This window comes from Parasphingomonas caseinilytica, assembly GCF_036663755.1.
Lineage (GTDB): Bacteria > Pseudomonadota > Alphaproteobacteria > Sphingomonadales > Sphingomonadaceae > Sphingomonas.
Window position 1 is genome coordinate 577,847 of sequence record NZ_JAXOJL010000001.1, and the last position, 19,262, is coordinate 597,108.

Annotated in this window: 17 protein-coding genes; 10 read left to right on the forward strand and 7 right to left on the reverse strand. The window is 66.2% G+C overall.

Annotated elements, in window-relative coordinates; genetic code table 11:
* Positions 1 to 2 precede the first annotated feature (2 nt).
* The gene (locus U1738_RS02660; protein ID WP_332787477.1) at positions 3 to 425 is read right to left on the reverse strand and encodes a hypothetical protein; all 423 of its coding nucleotides are present in this window, start codon (positions 423 to 425) and stop codon (positions 3 to 5) included.
* A 129-nt stretch (positions 426 to 554) separates the two neighbouring features.
* Here U1738_RS02660 and U1738_RS02665 point away from each other — a divergent pair, with 129 nt between their 5' ends.
* The 4 genes from U1738_RS02665 (at position 555) to moaC (ending at position 3,476) form a co-directional block, all read left to right on the forward strand.
* On the forward strand, positions 555 to 1,139 hold the full coding sequence (locus U1738_RS02665) for an anthranilate synthase component II (RefSeq protein WP_332787478.1): 585 nt from the start codon (positions 555 to 557) through the stop codon (positions 1,137 to 1,139).
* Entirely contained in the window at positions 1,136 to 2,131 is a 996-nt protein-coding gene (gene trpD, locus U1738_RS02670) for an anthranilate phosphoribosyltransferase (RefSeq protein WP_332787479.1), read from the forward strand. Before U1738_RS02665 ends, trpD begins: the two co-directional genes overlap by 4 nt.
* The gene (trpC, locus tag U1738_RS02675; protein WP_332787480.1) at positions 2,128 to 2,913 is read left to right on the forward strand and encodes an indole-3-glycerol phosphate synthase TrpC; all 786 of its coding nucleotides are present in this window, start codon (positions 2,128 to 2,130) and stop codon (positions 2,911 to 2,913) included. Before trpD ends, trpC begins: the two co-directional genes overlap by 4 nt.
* Positions 2,914 to 3,008: 95 nt before the next feature.
* Positions 3,009 to 3,476 (forward strand): cyclic pyranopterin monophosphate synthase MoaC, encoded by a 468-nt coding sequence (moaC, locus tag U1738_RS02680; RefSeq protein WP_332787481.1) that lies wholly within the window; start codon positions 3,009 to 3,011, stop codon positions 3,474 to 3,476.
* Between the two features lie 396 nt (positions 3,477 to 3,872).
* On the opposite strand, the gene U1738_RS02685 is transcribed toward moaC, so the two are convergent.
* Complete coding sequence (locus tag U1738_RS02685) at positions 3,873 to 6,197, reverse strand: TonB-dependent receptor (protein WP_332787482.1); 2,325 nt, start codon at positions 6,195 to 6,197, stop codon at positions 3,873 to 3,875.
* 272 nt (positions 6,198 to 6,469) lie between these two features.
* On the opposite strand from U1738_RS02685, the gene U1738_RS02690 reads away from it, so the two are divergent.
* Both U1738_RS02690 and lexA read left to right on the forward strand, forming a co-directional pair.
* On the forward strand, positions 6,470 to 7,654 hold the full coding sequence (locus U1738_RS02690) for a molybdopterin molybdotransferase MoeA (protein ID WP_332787483.1): 1,185 nt from the start codon (positions 6,470 to 6,472) through the stop codon (positions 7,652 to 7,654).
* A 54-nt stretch (positions 7,655 to 7,708) separates the two neighbouring features.
* Positions 7,709 to 8,374 (forward strand): transcriptional repressor LexA, encoded by a 666-nt coding sequence (gene lexA, locus U1738_RS02695; RefSeq protein WP_332787484.1) that lies wholly within the window; start codon positions 7,709 to 7,711, stop codon positions 8,372 to 8,374.
* 375 nt (positions 8,375 to 8,749) lie between these two features.
* Here the strand turns inward: lexA and U1738_RS02700 are convergent, their stop codons facing one another.
* Positions 8,750 to 10,993, reverse strand: coding sequence for a ComEC/Rec2 family competence protein (locus U1738_RS02700; protein WP_443026965.1), 2,244 nt, complete (start codon positions 10,991 to 10,993; stop codon positions 8,750 to 8,752).
* 27 nt (positions 10,994 to 11,020) lie between these two features.
* Between U1738_RS02700 and gltX the strand changes: the two genes are divergently transcribed.
* From gltX to U1738_RS02720, 4 genes are all read left to right on the forward strand, one after another.
* Positions 11,021 to 12,466 carry a glutamate--tRNA ligase gene (gltX, locus tag U1738_RS02705; protein WP_332787485.1) on the forward strand — a complete coding sequence of 482 codons (1,446 nt, stop codon included), beginning with the start codon at positions 11,021 to 11,023 and terminating at the stop codon, positions 12,464 to 12,466.
* A gap of 25 nt (positions 12,467 to 12,491) precedes the next feature.
* Complete coding sequence (locus U1738_RS02710) at positions 12,492 to 13,775, forward strand: citrate synthase (protein WP_332787486.1); 1,284 nt, start codon at positions 12,492 to 12,494, stop codon at positions 13,773 to 13,775.
* Position 13,776: 1 nt separating this feature from the next.
* Positions 13,777 to 13,977, forward strand: a complete 201-nt coding sequence (locus U1738_RS02715; RefSeq protein ID WP_332787487.1) for a hypothetical protein — start codon at positions 13,777 to 13,779, stop codon at positions 13,975 to 13,977.
* 118 nt (positions 13,978 to 14,095) lie between these two features.
* Positions 14,096 to 15,175, forward strand: coding sequence for an AI-2E family transporter (locus U1738_RS02720; protein ID WP_332787488.1), 1,080 nt, complete (start codon positions 14,096 to 14,098; stop codon positions 15,173 to 15,175).
* Here the strand turns inward: U1738_RS02720 and U1738_RS02725 are convergent.
* The 4 genes from U1738_RS02725 to U1738_RS02740 form a co-directional block, all read right to left on the reverse strand.
* Complete coding sequence (locus U1738_RS02725; protein ID WP_332787489.1) at positions 15,141 to 16,529, reverse strand: sensor histidine kinase; 1,389 nt, start codon at positions 16,527 to 16,529, stop codon at positions 15,141 to 15,143. The two genes, U1738_RS02720 and U1738_RS02725, sit on opposite strands and share 35 nt — an antisense overlap.
* The gene (locus U1738_RS02730) at positions 16,526 to 17,665 is read right to left on the reverse strand and encodes a DUF2336 domain-containing protein (protein ID WP_332787490.1); all 1,140 of its coding nucleotides are present in this window, start codon (positions 17,663 to 17,665) and stop codon (positions 16,526 to 16,528) included. The genes U1738_RS02725 and U1738_RS02730 overlap by 4 nt, the downstream gene beginning before the upstream one ends.
* A 35-nt stretch (positions 17,666 to 17,700) precedes the next feature.
* Entirely contained in the window at positions 17,701 to 18,882 is a 1,182-nt protein-coding gene (locus tag U1738_RS02735; protein ID WP_332787491.1) for a hypothetical protein, read from the reverse strand.
* 71 nt (positions 18,883 to 18,953) lie between these two features.
* The gene (locus tag U1738_RS02740; RefSeq protein WP_332787492.1) at positions 18,954 to 19,247 is read right to left on the reverse strand and encodes an Hpt domain-containing protein; all 294 of its coding nucleotides are present in this window, start codon (positions 19,245 to 19,247) and stop codon (positions 18,954 to 18,956) included.
* Between the last annotated feature and the right edge of the window lie 15 nt (positions 19,248 to 19,262).

Genomic DNA, 19,262 nt, shown 5'->3' on the forward strand with positions numbered 1-19,262 from the left:
GATCAGGGTACGGAACTGGCTTTCCGGCGCTCGTCCACCTTCTCGGCGGTATAGTCGCGCAGCAGCTTGGTGGTGCACCCGGTCTGCCCGCCGCTTCCGACCGGCGAACAGGTATTGGGCAGTCCGCCCGCCTCACGACCGACATCGTCCAGGGTCGCCGCGCGGTTCACCCAGCTCTGGGACACCGCACTCGGCTTCCGCTCGCGCAAATTCTTCGGGATGCGATACGGATCGTCCAGCGTGCCGCACACGATGATCTCGTCCGCCGCACCCTTGGGGCAGGGATCGCCGGGCTTCAGCTGCACGTTGCGGATGCGCTGCACCGGCACGCTCCCCGCCTCCGCGGACTGATCCGCCTTGGCCGTCTGGGCCAGCGCAGGCGCCCCCATCGAAAGCAGCACGGAAGCAGCGATAAGGCGGATCATCGGGGAAACTCCTGGGGGTGATGCAGGACCAACGTCCGACATGCACGATTGCTCCACGCTGAATGAACCGGAATAAGGGCGGAAACGCGGCGCTGTTGCGCTGCACCACCCATCGGCTATGGCGCGCATATGATCCTGGTCATCGACAATTACGACAGCTTCACCTGGAACCTGGTCCATTATCTGATGGAACTGGGTGCCGAGGTTAAGGTGGTGCGCAACGACGCGCTCACCGCACGCGAGGCGATCGAAACCAATGCCCAGGCCTTCCTGATCTCGCCCGGCCCGTGCACGCCCACGCAAGCCGGGATCAGCCTCGATCTCGTCGCCGCCTGCGCCGCTGCGCACAAACCTTTGCTCGGTGTGTGCCTCGGCCATCAGGCGATCGGCCAGCATTTCGGCGGCAACGTCGTGCGCGGCGGGCTGATGCACGGCAAGACCTCGCCGGTCGAACATGACGGCACCGGCCTGTTCGCAGGCCTGCCCAGCCCGTTCACCGCCACCCGCTACCATTCGCTGATCGTCGAAGACATTCCCGCCGACCTCATCGTCAACGCGACCGCGACCGATGGCTCGGTGATGGGCTTCCGCCACGCGACGCTGCCGATCCACGGCGTGCAGTTCCACCCGGAAAGCATCGCCACCGAACACGGCCACGCGATGCTGGCGAACTTCCTCCGCATCGCCGGATTGCCGGTAAGGGAGCTGGCGTGACGACGCTCACCCTCCTCCCCAACCCCATCTCCCCCCTCTCGCGCGAATCCGCCGCGCAGGCGTTCGCCGACGTCCTCGACGCGCGCACCTCGGAGGAGGCGATCGCCGACTTCCTCATCGCGCTCACCGATCGCGGCGAGACCAGCATCGAGATCGCCGAGGCCGCCCGCGCGCTGCGCGCCCGCCTGATCCCGATCGATGCGCCCGCCAACGCGATCGACGTCTGCGGCACGGGGGGTGACGGGCACCACACGCTCAACGTCTCCACCGCCGTCAGCCTCGTCGTCGCGGCCTGCGGCATCCCTGTCGCCAAGCACGGCAACCGCGCCGCCTCCTCCAAGGCCGGGGCCGCCGATACGCTCGAGGCGCTCGGCCTCGACATGGAACGCGCCGGCACGCTCGCCCAGGCGACGCTCAACGATCTCGGCATCTGCTTCCTGTTCGCCGCCAATCATCACCCGGCGATGAAGCGCATAACGCCGATCCGCCGCCACATCGGCAAGCGCACGATCTTCAACCTGATGGGCCCGCTCGCCAATCCTGCGCGCGTCACCCGCCAGTTGATCGGCATCGCCCGGCCCGATTACACATCGCTCTATGCCGAGGCGCTCGAACAGCTCGGCACCGAAGCGGCGATCGTCGTCTCGGGCGAAGAAGGTCTGGACGAACTGTCCGGTGCCGGCCCCAGCGTCGTCGTCAATGTCGGCTCCGCCGCGCTGCCCACCCATATCGCCCCGGAGGATGCCGGCCTGCCGCGCCACCCGATCGCCGCGATCCATGGCGGCGATCCCGCCTATAATGCCGCCGCGCTGCGGCGCCTGCTCGAAGGCGAGACCGGCGGCTATCGCGATGCCGTCCTGCTCAACGCCGCCGCCGCTTTGGTCGTCGCCGGCCATAGCCCTAATCTCACCGACGGTGCCGCCGCCGCCGCCGAAGCGCTCGATGCCGGCTATGCGAACGCGCTGCTCGACCGCTGGATCGCTTACGCATGACCGACATTCTCGACCGCATCCTCGAAACCAAGCGCGCCGACATCGCCGCGCGCAAGGCGACCACCCCGCTTTCCGCGCTCGACGCACGCATTGCGGAACAGTCCAAGCCGCGCGGCTTCCGCGCCGCGCTCGATGCCAAGGCGCAGACCGGCCACGCGCTGATCGCCGAGATCAAGAAGGCCAGCCCGTCCAAAGGCCTGATCCGCGAGGATTTCGATCCCCCCGCCCATGCGCGCGCCTATGAGGCCGGCGGTGCCGCCTGCCTGTCGGTGCTGACCGACGAACGCTGGTTCCAGGGTGCCGACCAATATCTGATCGACGCCCGCGCCGCCTGCGACCTGCCCGTCCTGCGCAAGGATTTCATGGTCGATCCTTGGCAGGTGCCCGAATCGCGCGGCATCGGGGCCGACGCGATCCTGCTGATCATGTCCGCGCTGGACGATCATCTGCTCGCCGAGATCGAGGCAAGCGCGATCGAGTGCGGCATGGACGTGCTGGTCGAGGTCCACGACCAGAAGGAGCTCGATCGCGCGATGAAACTCAAATCGCGCCTGATCGGCGTCAACAACCGCAATCTGCGCGACTTCAGCGTCGATTTCGCCCGCACCTACGAACTGGTGTCGAAAGCCCCCAAAGGCTGCACCTTCGTCGCCGAAAGCGGCCTGACGGTTCGCGCCGATCTCGACGCGATGGCCGAACACGGCGTCAAATGCTTCCTGATCGGCGAGGCGCTGATGCGGCAGGACGACGTCGAGGCGGCGACGCGGGTGTTGGTGGGATAAAACACCATTTCCCGTTCGTTTCGAGCGAAGTCGAGAAACAGGCGTCAGGCACAGGTTTCTCGACTTCGCTCGAAACGAACGGATAGGGTGCAGATATGACCGACCTCACCCATCTCGACTCCGCCGGTGCCGCCCACATGGTCGACGTCTCCGCCAAACAAAGCACCGCGCGCGAAGCAGTCGCCGAAGGCCGCATTACCATGTCCCCCGAGGCCGCCACCGCGATCCGCAGCGGCGCTGCCGCCAAGGGCGACGTCCTCGCCGTCGCCCGCATCGCCGGCATCATGGCCGCCAAGCGCACCAGCGACCTGATCCCGCTCTGCCACCCTTTGCCGTTGACGCGCGTCGCGATCGATCTCGTCACCGACGAAACCGGCGTCACCGCCACCGCCACCGCCCGCACCGACGGCAAGACCGGCGTCGAGATGGAGGCGCTCACCGCCGTCTCGGTCACGCTGCTCACGATCTACGACATGGCCAAGGCGATCGACAAAGCCATGACGATCCAAGGCATCCGCCTGCTCGCGAAAACCGGCGGCAAATCCGGCGACTATCGCGCCTGAGCAAAGCCGGTGCGGAGGCATGATGCCCTCCCTCAATTACCGTCATCCTGAACTCGTTTCAGGATCCATCGTGCCAAACACCCAATCGCCCGAAAGGCGAAATGGATCCTGAAACGAGTTCAGGATGACGGCAGTCGGATCATGGGTACATAATCTCACCCCGTTCGTGCTGAGTAGAGACCGAGTAGCCGAAGGCGTATCGAGGGCTCGTATCGAAGCACCTTCCGAGCGCGTGACGCCTGTCCTTCGATACGCGTCTTCGACAAGCTCAGCCGCTACTCAGGACGAACGGGTCGGTTTGAGATCATCCCGCTCCAGCAGCCCAAACACCCGCAAAAAAAGGGCGGCGCGCCAAAAGCGCACCGCCCCCACATCACGATCCGGCAAATCGCCCGATCAGAACTTGCCGCTCACCGAAACGCCGATGATCCGCGGTTCGTTGAACACCGCCGCCGTGAAGTTCTCGATCACACCCTTGAGGTTCTTCTCGTTGGTGATGTTGCGGGCGAATGCCGCGATCTCGTACTTGTTGTCCGACGTGGTGTAGCCGACCTTCAGGCCGCCTTCGAAATTGCCTTTCGAATAGAATTCCGCCGTCTTGTACAGCACGAGGTTGGTGTAGCCCTGCACGTTCCAGTCGGTCGCGACGAACATCTTGCCACCGGTCCACAGCGGAATGTCGTAGCGCACCGCTGCGTCCAACTGCCATTTCGGCGCATTCGGCAGCGGGTTGCCGTCGATCTGCGCGAAGGTGGTCGGCGTGCCGAACACCGTGCGGACGATCGTCGGATCCTGCACCGTGCAGGTCACGACCGCGCCGATCCCGCAGACCTGCGCATAGACGTTCTTGTCCTTGATCGCGGTGTGCAGCGCGCTGCCGCCCAGCGAGATGCTGATGTTGCGGGTCGGCTTCCACTGCATCTCCGCTTCGAAGCCATAAGCGTTGGCGTGATCGGCATTGAACAACACGCCGTTGCCGTTGGAATCGTTGCCGTTCAGCTGGATGTCCTTCACCCGGTAGGTGAAGCCCGTCAGGTTGAAGGTCATGTTGCTGAACGGACGCGTCTTCACGCCGGCTTCATACGACATCACCGTTTCCGAATTCGCCGTCGTGAACGCCGAACCGAACACGGCCGAACGGCCCTGGATCGTCGGCCCGCGGAAACCGCGCGCGACGCGGCCGTACAGGCTCACGTCCGGCGTGGCCTCGTACAGGGCGGACACGTCGAAGCTCGGCTCCTTGCCCTTCAGGCGCACGTCGCGCGGCGCCGTCGCGGGGAAGTTCACCGCACCGGCCAGCGTGTAGGCCGGCGTCACCAGGATGGTGTGCTTGTTGTCCTCGGTATAGCGGCCACCGGCGGTCAGCGTCAGCTTGTCGCCAATCTTGTAGCTCGCCTGGCCGAACACGGCCCACGACGTGTTGACGTCGCGCAACTGCACGAAGTTGCGCGGGTTGTATGCGGCGTTCGTCGGCAGCAGCAGCGACGCGCGCTGGTCGAACTCGGTCAGATCGCGCTGATCGAAATAGAAGCCGCCGACCTGCCACTTGAACGGGCCGTCGCCGTTGCTCGCCAGACGCACTTCCTGCGTCCACTGGTCGAGATCGCGGATCCGCCCCTGGCTCTGGCCGGGATTGCCGAAGCCGGGGAAGTTGACCGCCGCACCGCCATCGGTGTCGCCACGGCTATAACCGCTGGTCGTCTCGTAGGCGGTGATCGAGCTCAGCGTCACGGCACCGAAATCCCACGCCGCATTCACCGAGGCACCATAGGTCTTGTACGCCTGCGGATTGCCCACGGCCTCGTCGAGCGCCACGCTGGTGCGCGGCTCGCGCTGGATGTTGTTCGATCCGCGCATCAGTGCGGCGCGATGGAAGATCGTCGAGGTGCCCTTGTAATCGCGAGCATGGCCCGAGACGTTGATCGACAGGTCGCTGGTCGGCGTGAACAGCAGTTGCAGGCGCACGTCCTTCTCGTCGAAGCCGCCCAGCGCATTCTTGCCGCCGGTCGTGCCATCAGGACCGGTGCCGGTGAAGGTGTTGTCGACCCAATTGTCGCGATGCTGGTACAGGCCCGAGATGCGGAACGCGATCTTGTCCGCGACGATCGGGCCGCCGACGCCGACGTCCGCCGTCACCGTGTTGTACGTGCCGTACGATGCCGAACCGCGGCCCTGGAACACCTGGCTCGGGCGGATCGTGTCGAACTTGATGATGCCGGCCGTGGTGTTGCGCCCGAACAGCGAACCCTGCGGACCGCGCAGCACTTCCACCTGGTTGACGTCGAACACCGGGTTCGACTTGAGCACGACATGCTCGAGCACGACATCGTCTTGGATGATCGACACCGGCTGCGACGCGCCGAGATAGAAATCGATATTGCCGAGGCCGCGAATGTAGAAGCGCGGGAAGATGCGACCGGTGGTCGTCTCGGCATAAAGCCCCGGCACACGACCGGCGAGCGACAGCGCGTCCTCGCCACCGCTCTGGAAGGCGCGCAGGCTGTCGCCGTTCACCACCGCGACCGACACCGGCACCTTCTGCAGATTCTCGCTGCGGCGCTCGGCCGTCACCACGATCTCGCCGATCTCGCCGCTGTCGGCGGCGTCCGCAACCGGCGCTGCGGCAGGAACGTCCTGCGCGGCGGCCAAAGTCGGGATCATCATCGCACCGAAGGCCGTGCCGATCAGCAAAGCGGATTTGGCGAAAGTCTTGTTCAACATCATTCTGTCCCTGAACTCTAAACTATTGGTTTGATTGAAATTCATGCGCAAAAAGGCACGCCGCCCGCCAATGCGGGCACCGCTGTCCCTCTCGCTAAATCTGGCTGATCCCCGCCTTGCCGGAAGCACTATGTAACGATTGAGACCGAATCGTGACACAGTTCCCCACGCCGATCGAAAAGGCCAATGTGTGTTTTTGGGGTCACACCCTTGCGGCGAGCGGCGCGAATATTTCCTGTTCCAGCGCCGATGATCGTGACACTGAACGCCTCATGCCTCCCGCCCTCCTCGCCGTCGCAGAAGCCCAGACCCGTCTCTTCGCGCTCGCCCCCGCCATCCCCGAGGAAACCATCCCGCTCGCCCAAGCGATCGCTCGCTGGCCGACCGATGCGATCCACGCCCGCCGCACCCAGCCCGACGCCGATCTGTCGGCGATGGACGGCTATGCGATCCGCTACGACGACCTGCCCGGCCCGTTCGCGCTGATCGGCGAGAGCGCCGCTGGCCACGCCTTTGCCGGCCAGGTCGGTGCAGGCGAGACGGTGCGCATCTTCACCGGCGCCGCATTGCCGCCCGGCGCAGACACCATCCTCGTCCAGGAAGAGGCTACGCGAGAAGGCGACACGATCCACCTCACCGGCGAAGGCCCCGCCCGCCACGCCAGCAGCGTCCGGCCCCGCGGGCTGGATTTCTCCGCCGGCGACGTGTTGATCGCGAAAGGCGACCGCCTCACCCCCGCAGCACTCGCGCTCGTCGCCCTCGGCGGCCATGCCACTCTTCCCGTCATACGCCGCCTGACCGTCGCCATCGCCGCCACCGGCGACGAACTCGCCCGCCCCGGCAGCGACGATCCAACCAAATTGCCCGAAACCAACGGCCTGATGCTCGCCGCGATGCTGCGCGATCTGCCCGTCGACATCATCGATCTCGGTATCATCCCCGACGATCTCGCCGTCCTGACCGCCGCCTTCGCCGCCGTCCGCGCCGACATCCTCGTCACCACCGGCGGCGCATCGGTCGGCGACCACGACCTCGTTCGCCCCGCGCTGGAGGCGGCCGGTGGGACGATAGATTTCTGGAAGATCGCACTTCGCCCCGGCAAGCCGATGATGGCGGGCCGGTTGGGCGAAACGGTCGTGCTCGGTCTGCCCGGAAATCCGGTGTCGGCCTTCGTCACCGCGACGATCTTCCTCCGCCCGCTGATCGCCGCCATGTCCGGCGCGGCCGATCCCCTGCCCCGCACGCTCGCCGCCCCGCTCGGCGAACCGCTGCGCGCCAACGATCACCGCACCGATTATCTTCGCGCCGAATTGCGCGACGGACGCGTCTACGCTTCGACGATTCAGGACAGTTCGATGCTGCGCACGCTCGCCCGCGCCAACTGTCTGGTGCTGCGCCCGGCTTACGCTCCGTCAGCGGAAACAGGCGAGTCGGTGGACATCCTCCCGCTCGCTTGACACCCATCGAAGTGTTCCATAAAGGTTCCTCGTCTGTTCTGACGGAGGAACGCAATGCTTACGCGCAAGCAGCACGAGCTTATCTGCTTCATCAACGATCGGCTCGAGGAATCGGGCGTATCGCCCTCGTTCGAGGAGATGAAGGAGGCGCTCGACCTCAAGTCGAAGTCCGGCGTTCACCGCCTCATCAGCGCGCTCGAGGAACGTAAGTTCATCCGCCGCCTGCCCAATCGCGCCCGCGCGCTCGAAGTGCTCAAGATGCCCGAGCGCGGCGAGACCAAACCTGCGGTCAAGGCGCCGGAGGTCAATATCCGCAGCCTTCCGCAGCCCGCCAACGACGTGATCGAGATCCCGCTGCACGGCCGGATCGCGGCCGGTGTGCCGATTGAGGCGTTCGAGGGGAGTGCGATGCTCGCCGTGCCGGCGGCCCTGCTCGGTGGCGGTGAGCATTATGCGCTCGAAGTGTCCGGCGATTCGATGGTCGAGGCCGGTATCCTGGATGGCGATTACGCCCTCATTCGGCGCGCCGATACCGCCCGCGACGGGGAGATCGTCGTCGCGCTGATCGAAGATAGCGAGGCGACGCTCAAATATTTCCGCCGCGAAGGCGCGATGATCCGGCTCGATCCCGCCAACCGCGCCTATGATCCGCAGCGCTACGCGCCGCAGCAGGTGCGCGTTCAGGGAAAGCTCGCCGGCCTGCTCCGCCGCTACGACTGACGTTCGAAGCTTCGGGCGGGCGGTCGTTTTGCATCGGCTTTCCAACGGAGGCCGGCAAGGCGCTCATCGTCATAGAATGCAGTCCTAACCACGCCGTCATCCCGGACTTGATCCGGGATCCATCAAGCGGCTTTCGATACGCCCGTTATTTCGGCCGGCCGCGTTCGGCATGGGGTGACTACGCCCGTGCTGATGGCGCTCCATTGCTCATTAGAGCATGGGCACGTGAGGTTGAACCATTCCCCTTTCCGTTCGTCCTGAGCTTGTCGAAGGACGTGCTTCAGGCGCAACCGTCCGTGCGGGGGACGTGCTTCGACAAGCTCAGCACGAACGGTTTTATTTAAAGTCATCGCGCTCCAGGCGATCAAACCAGACTCACTCCGCACCCCTGCGTGCTGCACGCGGATGCCAGCGATCACCGGAAAAGCGCGATCTCCCGAACGAACTGGACGGCGCGTTATCGGCACTCGCCACCCGCCACGGATGCCGATCCCCCGGCCGCACCACGCTGACGACGCTCTGCCGCAACAGGGTGACAGCCACACCCCCCGTCTGCGCCAGCATGGTCTTGTCCAATCGCAGCCAGCGCGGACGACACCCCTTAGGCAACCACCGCTCGCTCACGACGATATCCGCCGTCACACAGGCGGCGACAAGCTCCGCCACCGGCACCAGATACGCACTGCGCGTCGCCAGAATCCGCCAGGCCCGCCCGTCCGCCTCACGCTCGATCAGGCACAGATCACGACTGCACCGCGCCTCGGATCGTTCGGACAGTAACATCGGCGCGCCGTCCACCCCGCCATTCTCGGCCAAAGTGTCGGAAATGTAGTCGCCCGCCCGATCGCGCAGCATCGCCAGCCCGCCATTCGTCGTCCGCACCGCGACATGCCGTCCATCGCCCGTCACCAGCAGGTCCGGCGCCGGGGTGATCAACGCCCAGACGATACCGAACCCGAGCGGCGCGATCCCCAGTCGCCGCCACCGGGTCCGCCACAAGGCGATCCACAATCCGCCGATCACCGTCGCGGCAAACGCCCCCGCAGGCATGGCGGGCAATGCCGCAACCGATCCCGGAGCCTCCGCCGTCGTCCGCGCGATCCACAAAAGGACCGCCAGCGCCTTGTCGGTCACCCACCAGAGCGACGCACCGAGGCCAACGAAGTCGAACGCCAGGGACAGCGCCTCCATCGGCATGATCACAAAGGTCGTCAGCGGAATCGCGACGATGTTGGCCACCACGCCATAGAGTCCGGCCTTGTGGAAATGGTACAACCCGATCGGCAGCAGCGCGATCTCCACCGCCAGACCGGTCAGCACCAGCGCCCCGATCGCCCGCCCGAACTTCTTCGTGCCCGGCTCGTCCCGCGCGGCTACCAGCGCGCGAATCCCCGGATGTTCGTTCAACGCCACGATCGCGGTGATCGCCGCGAACGACAGCTGGAAACTCGGCCCGGCCAGTGCCTCCGGCCACAACAGCAACACGATCACCGCCCCCGCCGCGACCAGCCTGAGCGTCATCGCCTCCCGCCCCATCGCCAGCGCCACCAGCACCAGCAAGGCCGCCACGCACGATCGGATCGTCGGCACCTGCGATCCCGTCAGCAGAGTGTAGCCGATCGCCGCCGCCGCCCCCGCGCCCGCCGCGATCAACGGCAGGCGAAACCGCAATGCCAGCCACGGGCTCAACGCCAGCAAGCGCACCACCACCAGCATCGTCGCAGCGACGACGGCCGTTATATGCAGCCCGCTGACCGACAACAGATGCGCCAGCCCCGAACGCCGCATCGCCTCCGCATCCTCCTCGGATATCGCGCCTTCGTCTCCGGTCGCCAACGCGCTGGCGATGCCGCCCGCACTGCCCTCCAGACTGTTCTCGATATGTGCCGACAATCGCTGCCTCAGTGCCGATCCCTCGCCTTCGCCCGCTGTCACGATCCTGACCGGCGCAAATCCCCGCCCGGTTCCGCCGATCCGGTCGAACCACGCCACCCGTGCATAATCATAAGCGCCCGGCACCGCAGGCTGGGGCGGCGGCATCAGCCGCGCCCGCAGCGCGATCACCGCTCCGCGCGTCAGCCCCTTCGGCACATCCGCCTCAGCCAGATTGACCCGAACGAACGCGGGCAGCGCCATTGGACTCCGCCCTGCCCCAGCCTCCGCCACCCGGATCGGTGCCAGTCGCAATCGCACCAGTTCGCGCGCCGGCAGCGGCTGGATGCTGTCCACCCGCGCCTCGAACGTCGCGATCGTCGCTCGTGTCAGCACCACGCCGCGCGCCTGCTCGGCCCGCCACCATACCGAGGCCAGCCCCAAAGCCGCTGCCAATCCGGCAATGACGATCGCCCGCGCCGCCCGCCCGCCGCGCCCCAAGGCCATCGCCCCCAGCGCCACCGCGCCAAACAGCAACAACGCCGTCGCCCAACTCCGCTCGTCCGGCAATACGAACCACGCGGCGATCCCCAGGCCCAGCATCACCGGCAGCCACAAGACGAGCTGGTCGCGCTCCGCCTCCAGCCAACGCTCCACCCCATTCCGCACCTGCGTCAACGCGCCGCGCCCGCCGATTTGAAGCGGCTTGGCACGCGTGCTAGGGGGCTCGGCGGCGGAACTGGCCATCATCATCAAGTTTGGGAGCAAGCGCGGTTGGGCGCAACTAACGAAGCAGGGGCGGCCAATCAGGCGACGCCCCCGGCCACCAAGGTCGTCACCCGGTTCGCGCCTTCGCCGACCGGTTTTTTGCACATCGGCGGCGCGCGCACGGCGCTGTTCAACTGGCTCTATGCCCGCCATCACGGCGGCGACTTCCTGTTGCGTATCGAGGATACCGATCGCGCCCGCTCAACCCAGCCGGCGATCGACGCGATCCTCGATTCGATGACCTGGCTCGGCCTGGATTGGGACGGCGACACCGTCTATCAATTCGCCCGCGCCGCGCGCCATGCCGAGGTCGCCAACCAGTTGCTCGCCACCGGCAATGCGTACAAATGCTACGCCACGCCCGAGGAACTTACCGCGCTGCGCGAATCCCAGAAGGCCGCCAAGCAGCCGATGCGCTACGATGGCCGCTGGCGCGATCGCCCGGATAGCGACGCCCCGGAAGGCGCACCGTTCGTCGTCCGTATCAAGGCACCGAAGGACGGCGCCACGACGATCGACGACAAGGTCCAGGGCGCGGTGACGGTACAGAATGCCGAACTGGACGATTTCGTCCTGCTGCGCTCGGACGGTACGCCGACCTACATGCTCGCAGTTGTCGTCGATGATCACGACATGGGCGTCACCCACGTCATCCGCGGTGACGATCATCTCAACAACGCCTTCCGCCAATTGGCCGTGATCCGCGGCATGGGCTGGCCCGAGCCGATCTACGCCCACATCCCGCTGATCCACGGCACCGACGGCGCGAAGCTCAGCAAGCGCCACGGCGCGGTCGGGGTCGATTCGTACCGCGACGAACTCGGCATCCTGCCCGAGGCGCTGGACAATTACCTGCTCCGCCTGGGCTGGGGCCACGGTGATGACGAGGTCATCAGCCGCGATCAGGCGATCGAGTGGTTCGACCTGTCCGGCGTCGGCAAATCGCCCTCGCGTTTCGACCTCAAGAAGCTCGAAAACCTCAATGGTCATTACATGCGGGAATCGGACGATGCCCGTCTGGCGGCGCTCGTGGCCGGCAAGCTTGGCTTCGCGCTTTCGCAGGCGCAGCATGATGTTCTCGTCCGCGCGATGCCGTCGCTAAAGCCCCGCGCGGCCAATCTGAACGAGCTGACCGTCGCCACCGCCTTCCTGTTTGCGGTACGGCCGCTCGAAATCGACCCCGCAGCCGCCGATCTGCTGAAGGGCGACGCCCCCGTCATTCTCGCAACCGCACACAGCGCGCTTGACGCGCTGGACGGCTGGGATACGGAGAAACTCGAAGACGCGGTTCGGCAGGTCGCCGAGCAATCCGGGGTCAAACTCGGCCAGGTCGCACAGCCCTTGCGGGCCGCGCTGACTGGCAAGAAGACCTCGCCGGGGATTTTTGACGTGCTCGTATTGCTCGGGCGTGAGGAAAGCCTCGGCCGGATCGCCGATCACATGAACGCCTGAACGGGCTACGAGAAAAGGACGTAGTATGAGCGAGACCGCAAAGCTGAGCGTCGGCGGCAAGGATATCGAAAGCGCCGTCCTGTCCGGTACCGTCGGGCCGGACGTCATCGACATCCGCAAACTCTATGCGCAGACCGGCAAGTTCACCTACGATCCGGGCTTCACGTCCACCGCATCCTGTGATTCGGCGATCACCTACATCGACGGTGACGAAGGCGTCCTGCTCCATCGCGGCTACCCGATCGGCCAGCTGGCCGAGGATTCCAGCTTCATGGAGGTCAGCTACCTGCTTCTGAACGGCGAGTTGCCGTCGAAGGAGGAACTGGATTCGTTCAGCCACACGATCAGCCGCCACACGATGCTGCACGAACAGCTGGCGACCTTCTATCGCGGCTTCCGGCGCGATGCGCATCCGATGGCGATCATGTGCGGCGTCGTCGGCGCGCTGTCGGCATTCTACCACGATTCGACCGACATCACCGATCCGCAGCAGCGCATGATCGCCAGCCACCGCCTGATCGCCAAGATGCCGACGATCGCCGCGATGGCGTATAAATATTCGACCGGTCAGCCGTTCCTCTATCCCGACAATTCGCTGAGCTACACCGGCAACTTCCTGCGCATGACGTTCGGCGTGCCGGCCGAGCCTTATGTGGTGAACCCGATCGTCGAAAAGGCGATGGACCGCATCTTCATCCTCCATGCCGATCACGAACAGAATGCCTCGACCTCGACCGTGCGTCTCGCCGGCTCGTCGGGTGCCAATCCGTTCGCCTGCATCGCGGCGGGCATCGCCTGTCTGTGGGGCCCGGCGCATGGCGGTGCCAACGAAGCCGCGCTCAACATGCTGCGCGAGATCGGTACGGTCGATCGCATTCCGGAATTCATCGCCCGCGCCAAGGACAAGAACGATCCGTTCCGTCTGATGGGCTTCGGACACCGCGTTTACAAGAATTACGACCCCCGCGCGACCGTTATGCAGCAAACCGTGCGCGAAGTGCTTGGCGAACTCGGTGTCACCGATCCCGTCTTCGACGTCGCGATCCAGCTCGAGGAAATGGCGCTCAGCGACCCCTATTTCATTGAAAAGAAACTGTTTCCGAACGTCGATTTCTACTCGGGCGTCATCCTATCGGCGATCGGTTTCCCGACCACCATGTTCACAGCCCTGTTCGCACTCGCCCGCACAGTAGGCTGGGTCGCCCAATGGAACGAAATGATCGCCGATCCGGAGCAGAAGATCGGCCGTCCGCGCCAGCTCTACACCGGCCCGACCCAGCGCGATTACGTCCCCGTCGGCAAGCGCTGACATGCCCTTCACCCGCATCCTCGTTCTCATCGTCGGCGTGATCGCGGTGGCGATGGGGTTGCTGTGGGCGGGTCAGGGCCTCGGCTATATCCATTGGCCGGCCAAGGGCAATTTCATGCTCGATCAGCGCGAATGGGCCGTAAAGGGTGCCCTCCTCGCGCTGCTCGGCGTGATCGCGATCTGGTGGTCGCGCCGGCGCTGACGCGGAAGACACTTCTTGTCGCTGAAACCGCGCCGAAGAAGCAGGTGTTTGAGGGAACACGATTTAATAGTGCGCCAAGGGTGATGATCTGCCAACATCCACCCCGGAAGGCAGCCCCGTGACCATCGAAAAACCCCAATCAAGCGGCGTCCATCAACGCCAGATCCTGCTGACGATCGCGATCGTCCTGCTCGCTCTGTGGATGGCGCTGGAATTCCTCACCCCGATCGCCTGGGCCGCGGTGCTAGCGATCGCCGAGTGGCCGTTGTATCGCCGCGCCACCAAGCGCTTTCCCCGGCATCCCGGCCTGATCGCTCTGGGCTTCACGCTGGCCACCGCGCTGCTGGTGATCCTGCCGCTCTCGCTTGCGGCGGTCACGCTCGCGCAGGAAAGCGACGGCGCGATCGCCTGGCTGAAGCACGCTCAGCAATTCGGCATCGCCGCACCGTCCTGGTTGCCCGGCATACCGCTGATCGGCACCCGAGTTGCCGCCTATTGGCAGGAGCATGTTTCCAATCCGCAGGCAGCCAATGCCTTGCTCGGCACGCTCAGCGCCGGATCGATCCTCGGCTGGACCCGTTCGATCGGCGGCGAGGTCGCGCGCGAATCGGCTTTGTTCCTCGTCACCCTGCTCGCCTTGGTGTCCCTGCTCGGCAGCGGGCGGGTTATTGCTGTGAAGGCACGCACAATCTTTGTCGGAATGTTCGGTGAATTCGGTGGAGAGTTTCTGCGTCGCATGACCGAGGCGGTGCGCGCCACCGTCAACGGCACGATCCTGGTGTCGGTGGTCGAGGGTGGGATCATCGGGATTGGCTATGCGGTGGCCGGGGTGCCCCAGCCGTTGCTGTTCGCCACCTTCACGATCGTCCTCGCGCTCATCCCGTTCGGGGCCTGGCTGATTTTCGGCCTGGCCAGCCTGATCCTCATATCGACCGGGCATGTGCTGGCCGGCGCGCTTTTGTTCGCGTTCGGCGCGACGATCATGACGATCGGCGACAATGTCGTGCAACCCTCGGTGATCGGCAGCGCGGTGGAATTGCCGTTCCTTCTCGCCATGATCGGCGCGTTCGGCGGGCTGGCCGAGCTGGGATTGGTTGGGCTGTTCGTCGGCCCGGTGATCATGGCCGCCTTGCTGCTCGTACTGCAGGAATGGCTCGAACCGGCTAGGGCCGATCCGGCACCCCATACGGCAACGTGAAGACGAACCGCGCGCCCTGCCCCGGCGCGCTGTCCACCGTGATGTCGCCGCCCATCGCCCGCGCCAGCCGCCGTGCGATATACAGGCCCAGCCCGTTGCCACCGGGCTCCCGCGCATCAACACGCTCGAATTTCTCGAAGATCCGCGCCTGATCCTCCAGGGCGATGCCCTTGCCCTGATCCGCCACGATGATGGCCGCGATATCGCCCTCGCGTTCGGCACGGATCCACACCATGCCGCCCGCGGGCGAATAGCGCACCGCATTGCCGATCAGATTGACCAGCACCTGCAAGGCGCGGCGGAATTCGCCGGTGGCGGGCAGCACATCCTCCAGCGCAGGCTTGTCGATCCGCACCTTGGCCTCGCCCGCGCGCACGCCGAGCAAGCCGGCGGCGCGGCGCGACACGTCGATCAGGTCGATCGCCTCGACCGCCACGACGAAATCGGGCCGTTCGATCGCCTGAAGATCCACCAGATCGTCGACCAGGCCCATCAGATGCCGCCCGGCATTGGCGATATCGGCGGCGTAGTCCGCATAATCCTGGCGCAATGGACCTTCCGATTGCGCATTGATGCTGTCGGCATTGGCGATAATCCGGCCGAGTGGAAAGCGCAGCGCAGCATCCAGCCGCGTAGCGAACTCGCCCGACAGGCCCTCGCCAATGGCAAGTGCCGGTTCGGGTCGTGCCGGCTCCGGCGCGATCATGTGCACCGCGCCGATAAACCCAGCAAACACGCCCATCCGATCGGTTCGCGGCGTCGCGGCCAGCCGTACGACCTGTCCCGTAGGTCGCAGCGTCGCGCGCTGATCGTCGAAGCGCTGCCGCATCGCGAGCCCGCCCAAGATCGGAAAAGCGCCCTCCTTGTCCTCGCCCAGCGCGAACAATCCGGTCAGCGGCTGTCCCAACATCTCGGTCACGTCGAAACCGTACCGCGCGCCAGCCCCCGCCGACAGGAACGTCAACCGCAACGACGCATCCGATTCCCACAGCCAGTCCGCACCGCTGCGCAGGAAATCGCCGTCGCGTTCGTCATCCGACGCGCCGGGCCGCCACGCCGCACGCATCCGCCAGCCGGTGATTTCCAGCCGCACGCCCTGCGACGTCGGATCGGCCTTCACCCACAGATCGACATCGCCGTCGCCATCGCCCGCCACCACGGCACGCGAGATGAGTATCCCGAGCCGCTGCGCCAGCCGCGAGAGCGTCGCGATCGGCGGAATGGCGACCGCCTGCCCGATCGCCCCGCCGGCGCGGGCATTCAGTTCGTTCAGGCGCTGATCGGCCTCAATCAATCGCCCGTCGGGGTCGATCAGTCCACGCACCGGCGGCAGGCCGGGATCGACCACGTTCACGCCCGCCCGCCGCGCACCGACGCAGCCCCGCCCCGGGTCAACGCGGAAAGCGCCGCGCGATAATCCGGATGCAGTTTCAACGGGGCCAGCGCCACCCGCGCCCGATCGGCCGGAATAGCGGCGATGTCATCCAGGGCATCGGCAAACTCCTCCAGATCGCGGCGCGGATCGGCTTCGCACAATGCGAGCCCGATCCGCGCGATCGCCTGACGATCGGTTTCCAGCGCGCGCAGCACCAGCCACAAGCGCCCGGCATCCGCATCGCTGACGATATCGCGTCCCTGTTCGTAATCCAGTCCCACCGCGTGCGACAACACGCCAATGAACAAAGCGATCCGCCGATCGCCCAACGCTTCGACCAGCAGACCCGGCAGCTCTTGCGGCCCGGCCTCATAGGCCACCGCCAGACGCATCGCTGCCGCCTCCAGCCGATCGCCCTCGTCATGCGCCGAAAGGCTGCGCACCGCGGCCTCCGCCAGGGCCTTGTCGAGCTGGGAAACCTCGTCGCCACTCGCGTCGCAGCGTTCCCGCAGCGCTGCCGCCACCCACCAGACGAGCCGGTGGTGCAATTCGGCCGGCAGGTCTGTCTGCATCGCACCTTCGACCACGCCGCGCCGTCGGCTTTCCGCCGCGAACAATGCCGTCGCCGCGCCCGCAACCACGGAATCGCCGTGATTGGCCAACCGCGTCAGAAGGCTCGGCGCATCCAGTTCGGCCGGGCTCGCCGCGGGCAGCGTGGAGGGAAGCGCGTCGCCGATCACCTCCTGCCGCACCCGCGCGATCAACTCGCGCATCATATCGCTATCGCGCAACAGCCCGGCAGCGACCAGCCGATCGAGCACCGATGCGGTATTAGAAGTCAGCCGCAGCGCCAGTTCCGGCTCGGCCCGCGCCACGAGCAACCGCCCGGCATGCTGGGTCAGCGCGCCCTCGACGCCGGCAACCAAAGCGGTGAGCGCCGCCGCAATGCCGCTGCGCATCCGGTCATCGAGCCGTGCGTCTTCGGGCAGGAAAAAGTCGTCGATCGCCGCCGCCAGCCGCAGATACGCGCGGTCGTCCGCCGCCGTCGCACGCGCGATCAGCAGGCTGGCACCCTTCAGGAGCCCGTCATCCGGGTCGCGAACATTGGTCGACATGACGGCCGGTCTAGGCAATTGTCGTTAAAACGGCCCTAAGGCTTTTTGCGAAAGCCCTCGATCGCGGCGGACAACGTGACGGTGGCGTAGAGCGCCGCCGCCGCCAGCGCGATCAGCGGCAGACCGGCAATCGCGAAGGGCAGGATCGTCAGCAGATACGCAACCGGGCTGCCCCACCAGCGCCGCCGCATACGCGCACCGGCGGCCCGTTCGGTCAGCGCCCCCGCCACGACCAGTGCGATCGCCAGCGTCCATCCCGTCGCCGTCCCCTGCTGGACGCTCGCAACATGCCCGATCAGCAACGCCGACAGCGCCGCCAGCCCGGGGATCGCAAGGGTCTGGAACCGCGCCAGCGGCTCCTCGTCGCGCAGCCATGCCAGCGCCGCGCCGATCGTGAAGGCCAAACTTGCCACGATCGCCAGAATCACCCCGCCCCAGATCAACCCGAACAGGATCGCCGCCAGCGCCGCCAGTCCCAGCACCACGCCCCCCGCGCACACGGCCCAGCTCGGCACCACCCGCGCCATCAAAGGGGGCAGCGCCAACCGCGCCAGCGGTGCGAGGATGTAGCGATCCGCCCACACCAAGGGTTTCGACACCAAAGCCGCCAGAATGACGTTGCCGCGCTGCGCCAGCGTGCGCGAATCGCGCTCGATACCATGCGCGCCGCGCGCCGCACCGGGCAGCAACGGGATGTGCTGCGCCCGGGCCTGCGCCGCGACGCGCAACAGCGTCGACTGGAAATCGTAATCCTTGGGCATCGCCGCGACCTCGGCGATCCGCTTCGCCTCCAGCCGCGCCAGCCCCGCCCAGGCGGTTTCGGAACCGACCCGCTCGAATCCCGGAGACGCGTCGCGATCGGAAACGGTGAGCAGCGCATCGCCGCCATCCTCGGCCATCACCGCCATCACGTCGCTGGTCGTGACCAGACCGTCCGCCACGACGAGAACGCGCGCGAGCGGGTGCAATTTCTCCGCCGCCTCGGTCGCCGATCGCACGACATCCACCGACGCACCGCGCCGCCCGATCCGCGCAATCGCGCCGAGCAGCTCGGGCGTCAGCCGCGCGACGACCACGATCATCTGGCTCACCCCCGCCGACACCAGCAACCGCGCCTGGAATTCGATCAGCGTCAGTCCGCCGAAAGGCAACGTCGCCGCGAGCATGCCCGGGCGATCATCGGCATCGTCGGTCGCGAAAATCAGTCCAGCCAGCATGGCGGCGGGTGTTAGGCGGTCAGGCTGCGATTGGCAAAGGCGGGGTTGAGCCCCGCCCGCCCCGATGGATGTTACAGCCGCTCCACCGCACGCTTCAGCTTGCGCAACACGCCGGCATCCTGGGTCGGCGCATCCGCCGCCTCGATCGCCAGCGCCATCAGCCGCACCGCGCCGAAGCTCGCCGCCAGGCCTTTCAGCCGGGCCGCAGCCACTTGCCAGCCATCGTCGTCGCGCGCGGCCTCCAGACCATCCAGCCCCCGTCGCACACTATCGAGAAACGCCTCGCGCAGTTCCGCGATCAGCGCGGGTTCGTCGCCCACCGCCGCCGCCAGGGCCGCATCAATTGCACCGGGATCATAAGCCATCCATCATCCCTAACG

What these genes read in the sequence shown, in the direction of transcription:
- U1738_RS02685 (WP_332787482.1), bottom strand. Translation starts at nt 6,197, where the DNA reads ATGTTGAACAAGACTTTCGCCAAATCCGCTTTGCTGATCGGCACGGCC.
- U1738_RS02735 (WP_332787491.1), bottom strand. Translation starts at nt 18,882, where the DNA reads ATGCTGGCTGGACTGATTTTCGCGACCGACGATGCCGATGATCGCCCG.
- U1738_RS02700 (WP_443026965.1), bottom strand. Translation starts at nt 10,993, where the DNA reads ATGGCCAGTTCCGCCGCCGAGCCCCCTAGCACGCGTGCCAAGCCGCTT.
- U1738_RS02740 (WP_332787492.1), bottom strand. Translation starts at nt 19,247, where the DNA reads ATGGCTTATGATCCCGGTGCAATTGATGCGGCCCTGGCGGCGGCGGTG.
- U1738_RS02690 (WP_332787483.1), top strand. Translation starts at nt 6,470, where the DNA reads ATGCCTCCCGCCCTCCTCGCCGTCGCAGAAGCCCAGACCCGTCTCTTC.
- trpC (WP_332787480.1), top strand. Translation starts at nt 2,128, where the DNA reads ATGACCGACATTCTCGACCGCATCCTCGAAACCAAGCGCGCCGACATC.
- U1738_RS02660 (WP_332787477.1), bottom strand. Translation starts at nt 425, where the DNA reads ATGATCCGCCTTATCGCTGCTTCCGTGCTGCTTTCGATGGGGGCGCCT.
- U1738_RS02715 (WP_332787487.1), top strand. Translation starts at nt 13,777, where the DNA reads ATGCCCTTCACCCGCATCCTCGTTCTCATCGTCGGCGTGATCGCGGTG.
- moaC (WP_332787481.1), top strand. Translation starts at nt 3,009, where the DNA reads ATGACCGACCTCACCCATCTCGACTCCGCCGGTGCCGCCCACATGGTC.
- lexA (WP_332787484.1), top strand. Translation starts at nt 7,709, where the DNA reads ATGCTTACGCGCAAGCAGCACGAGCTTATCTGCTTCATCAACGATCGG.
- U1738_RS02730 (WP_332787490.1), bottom strand. Translation starts at nt 17,665, where the DNA reads ATGTCGACCAATGTTCGCGACCCGGATGACGGGCTCCTGAAGGGTGCC.
- U1738_RS02710 (WP_332787486.1), top strand. Translation starts at nt 12,492, where the DNA reads ATGAGCGAGACCGCAAAGCTGAGCGTCGGCGGCAAGGATATCGAAAGC.
- U1738_RS02665 (WP_332787478.1), top strand. Translation starts at nt 555, where the DNA reads ATGATCCTGGTCATCGACAATTACGACAGCTTCACCTGGAACCTGGTC.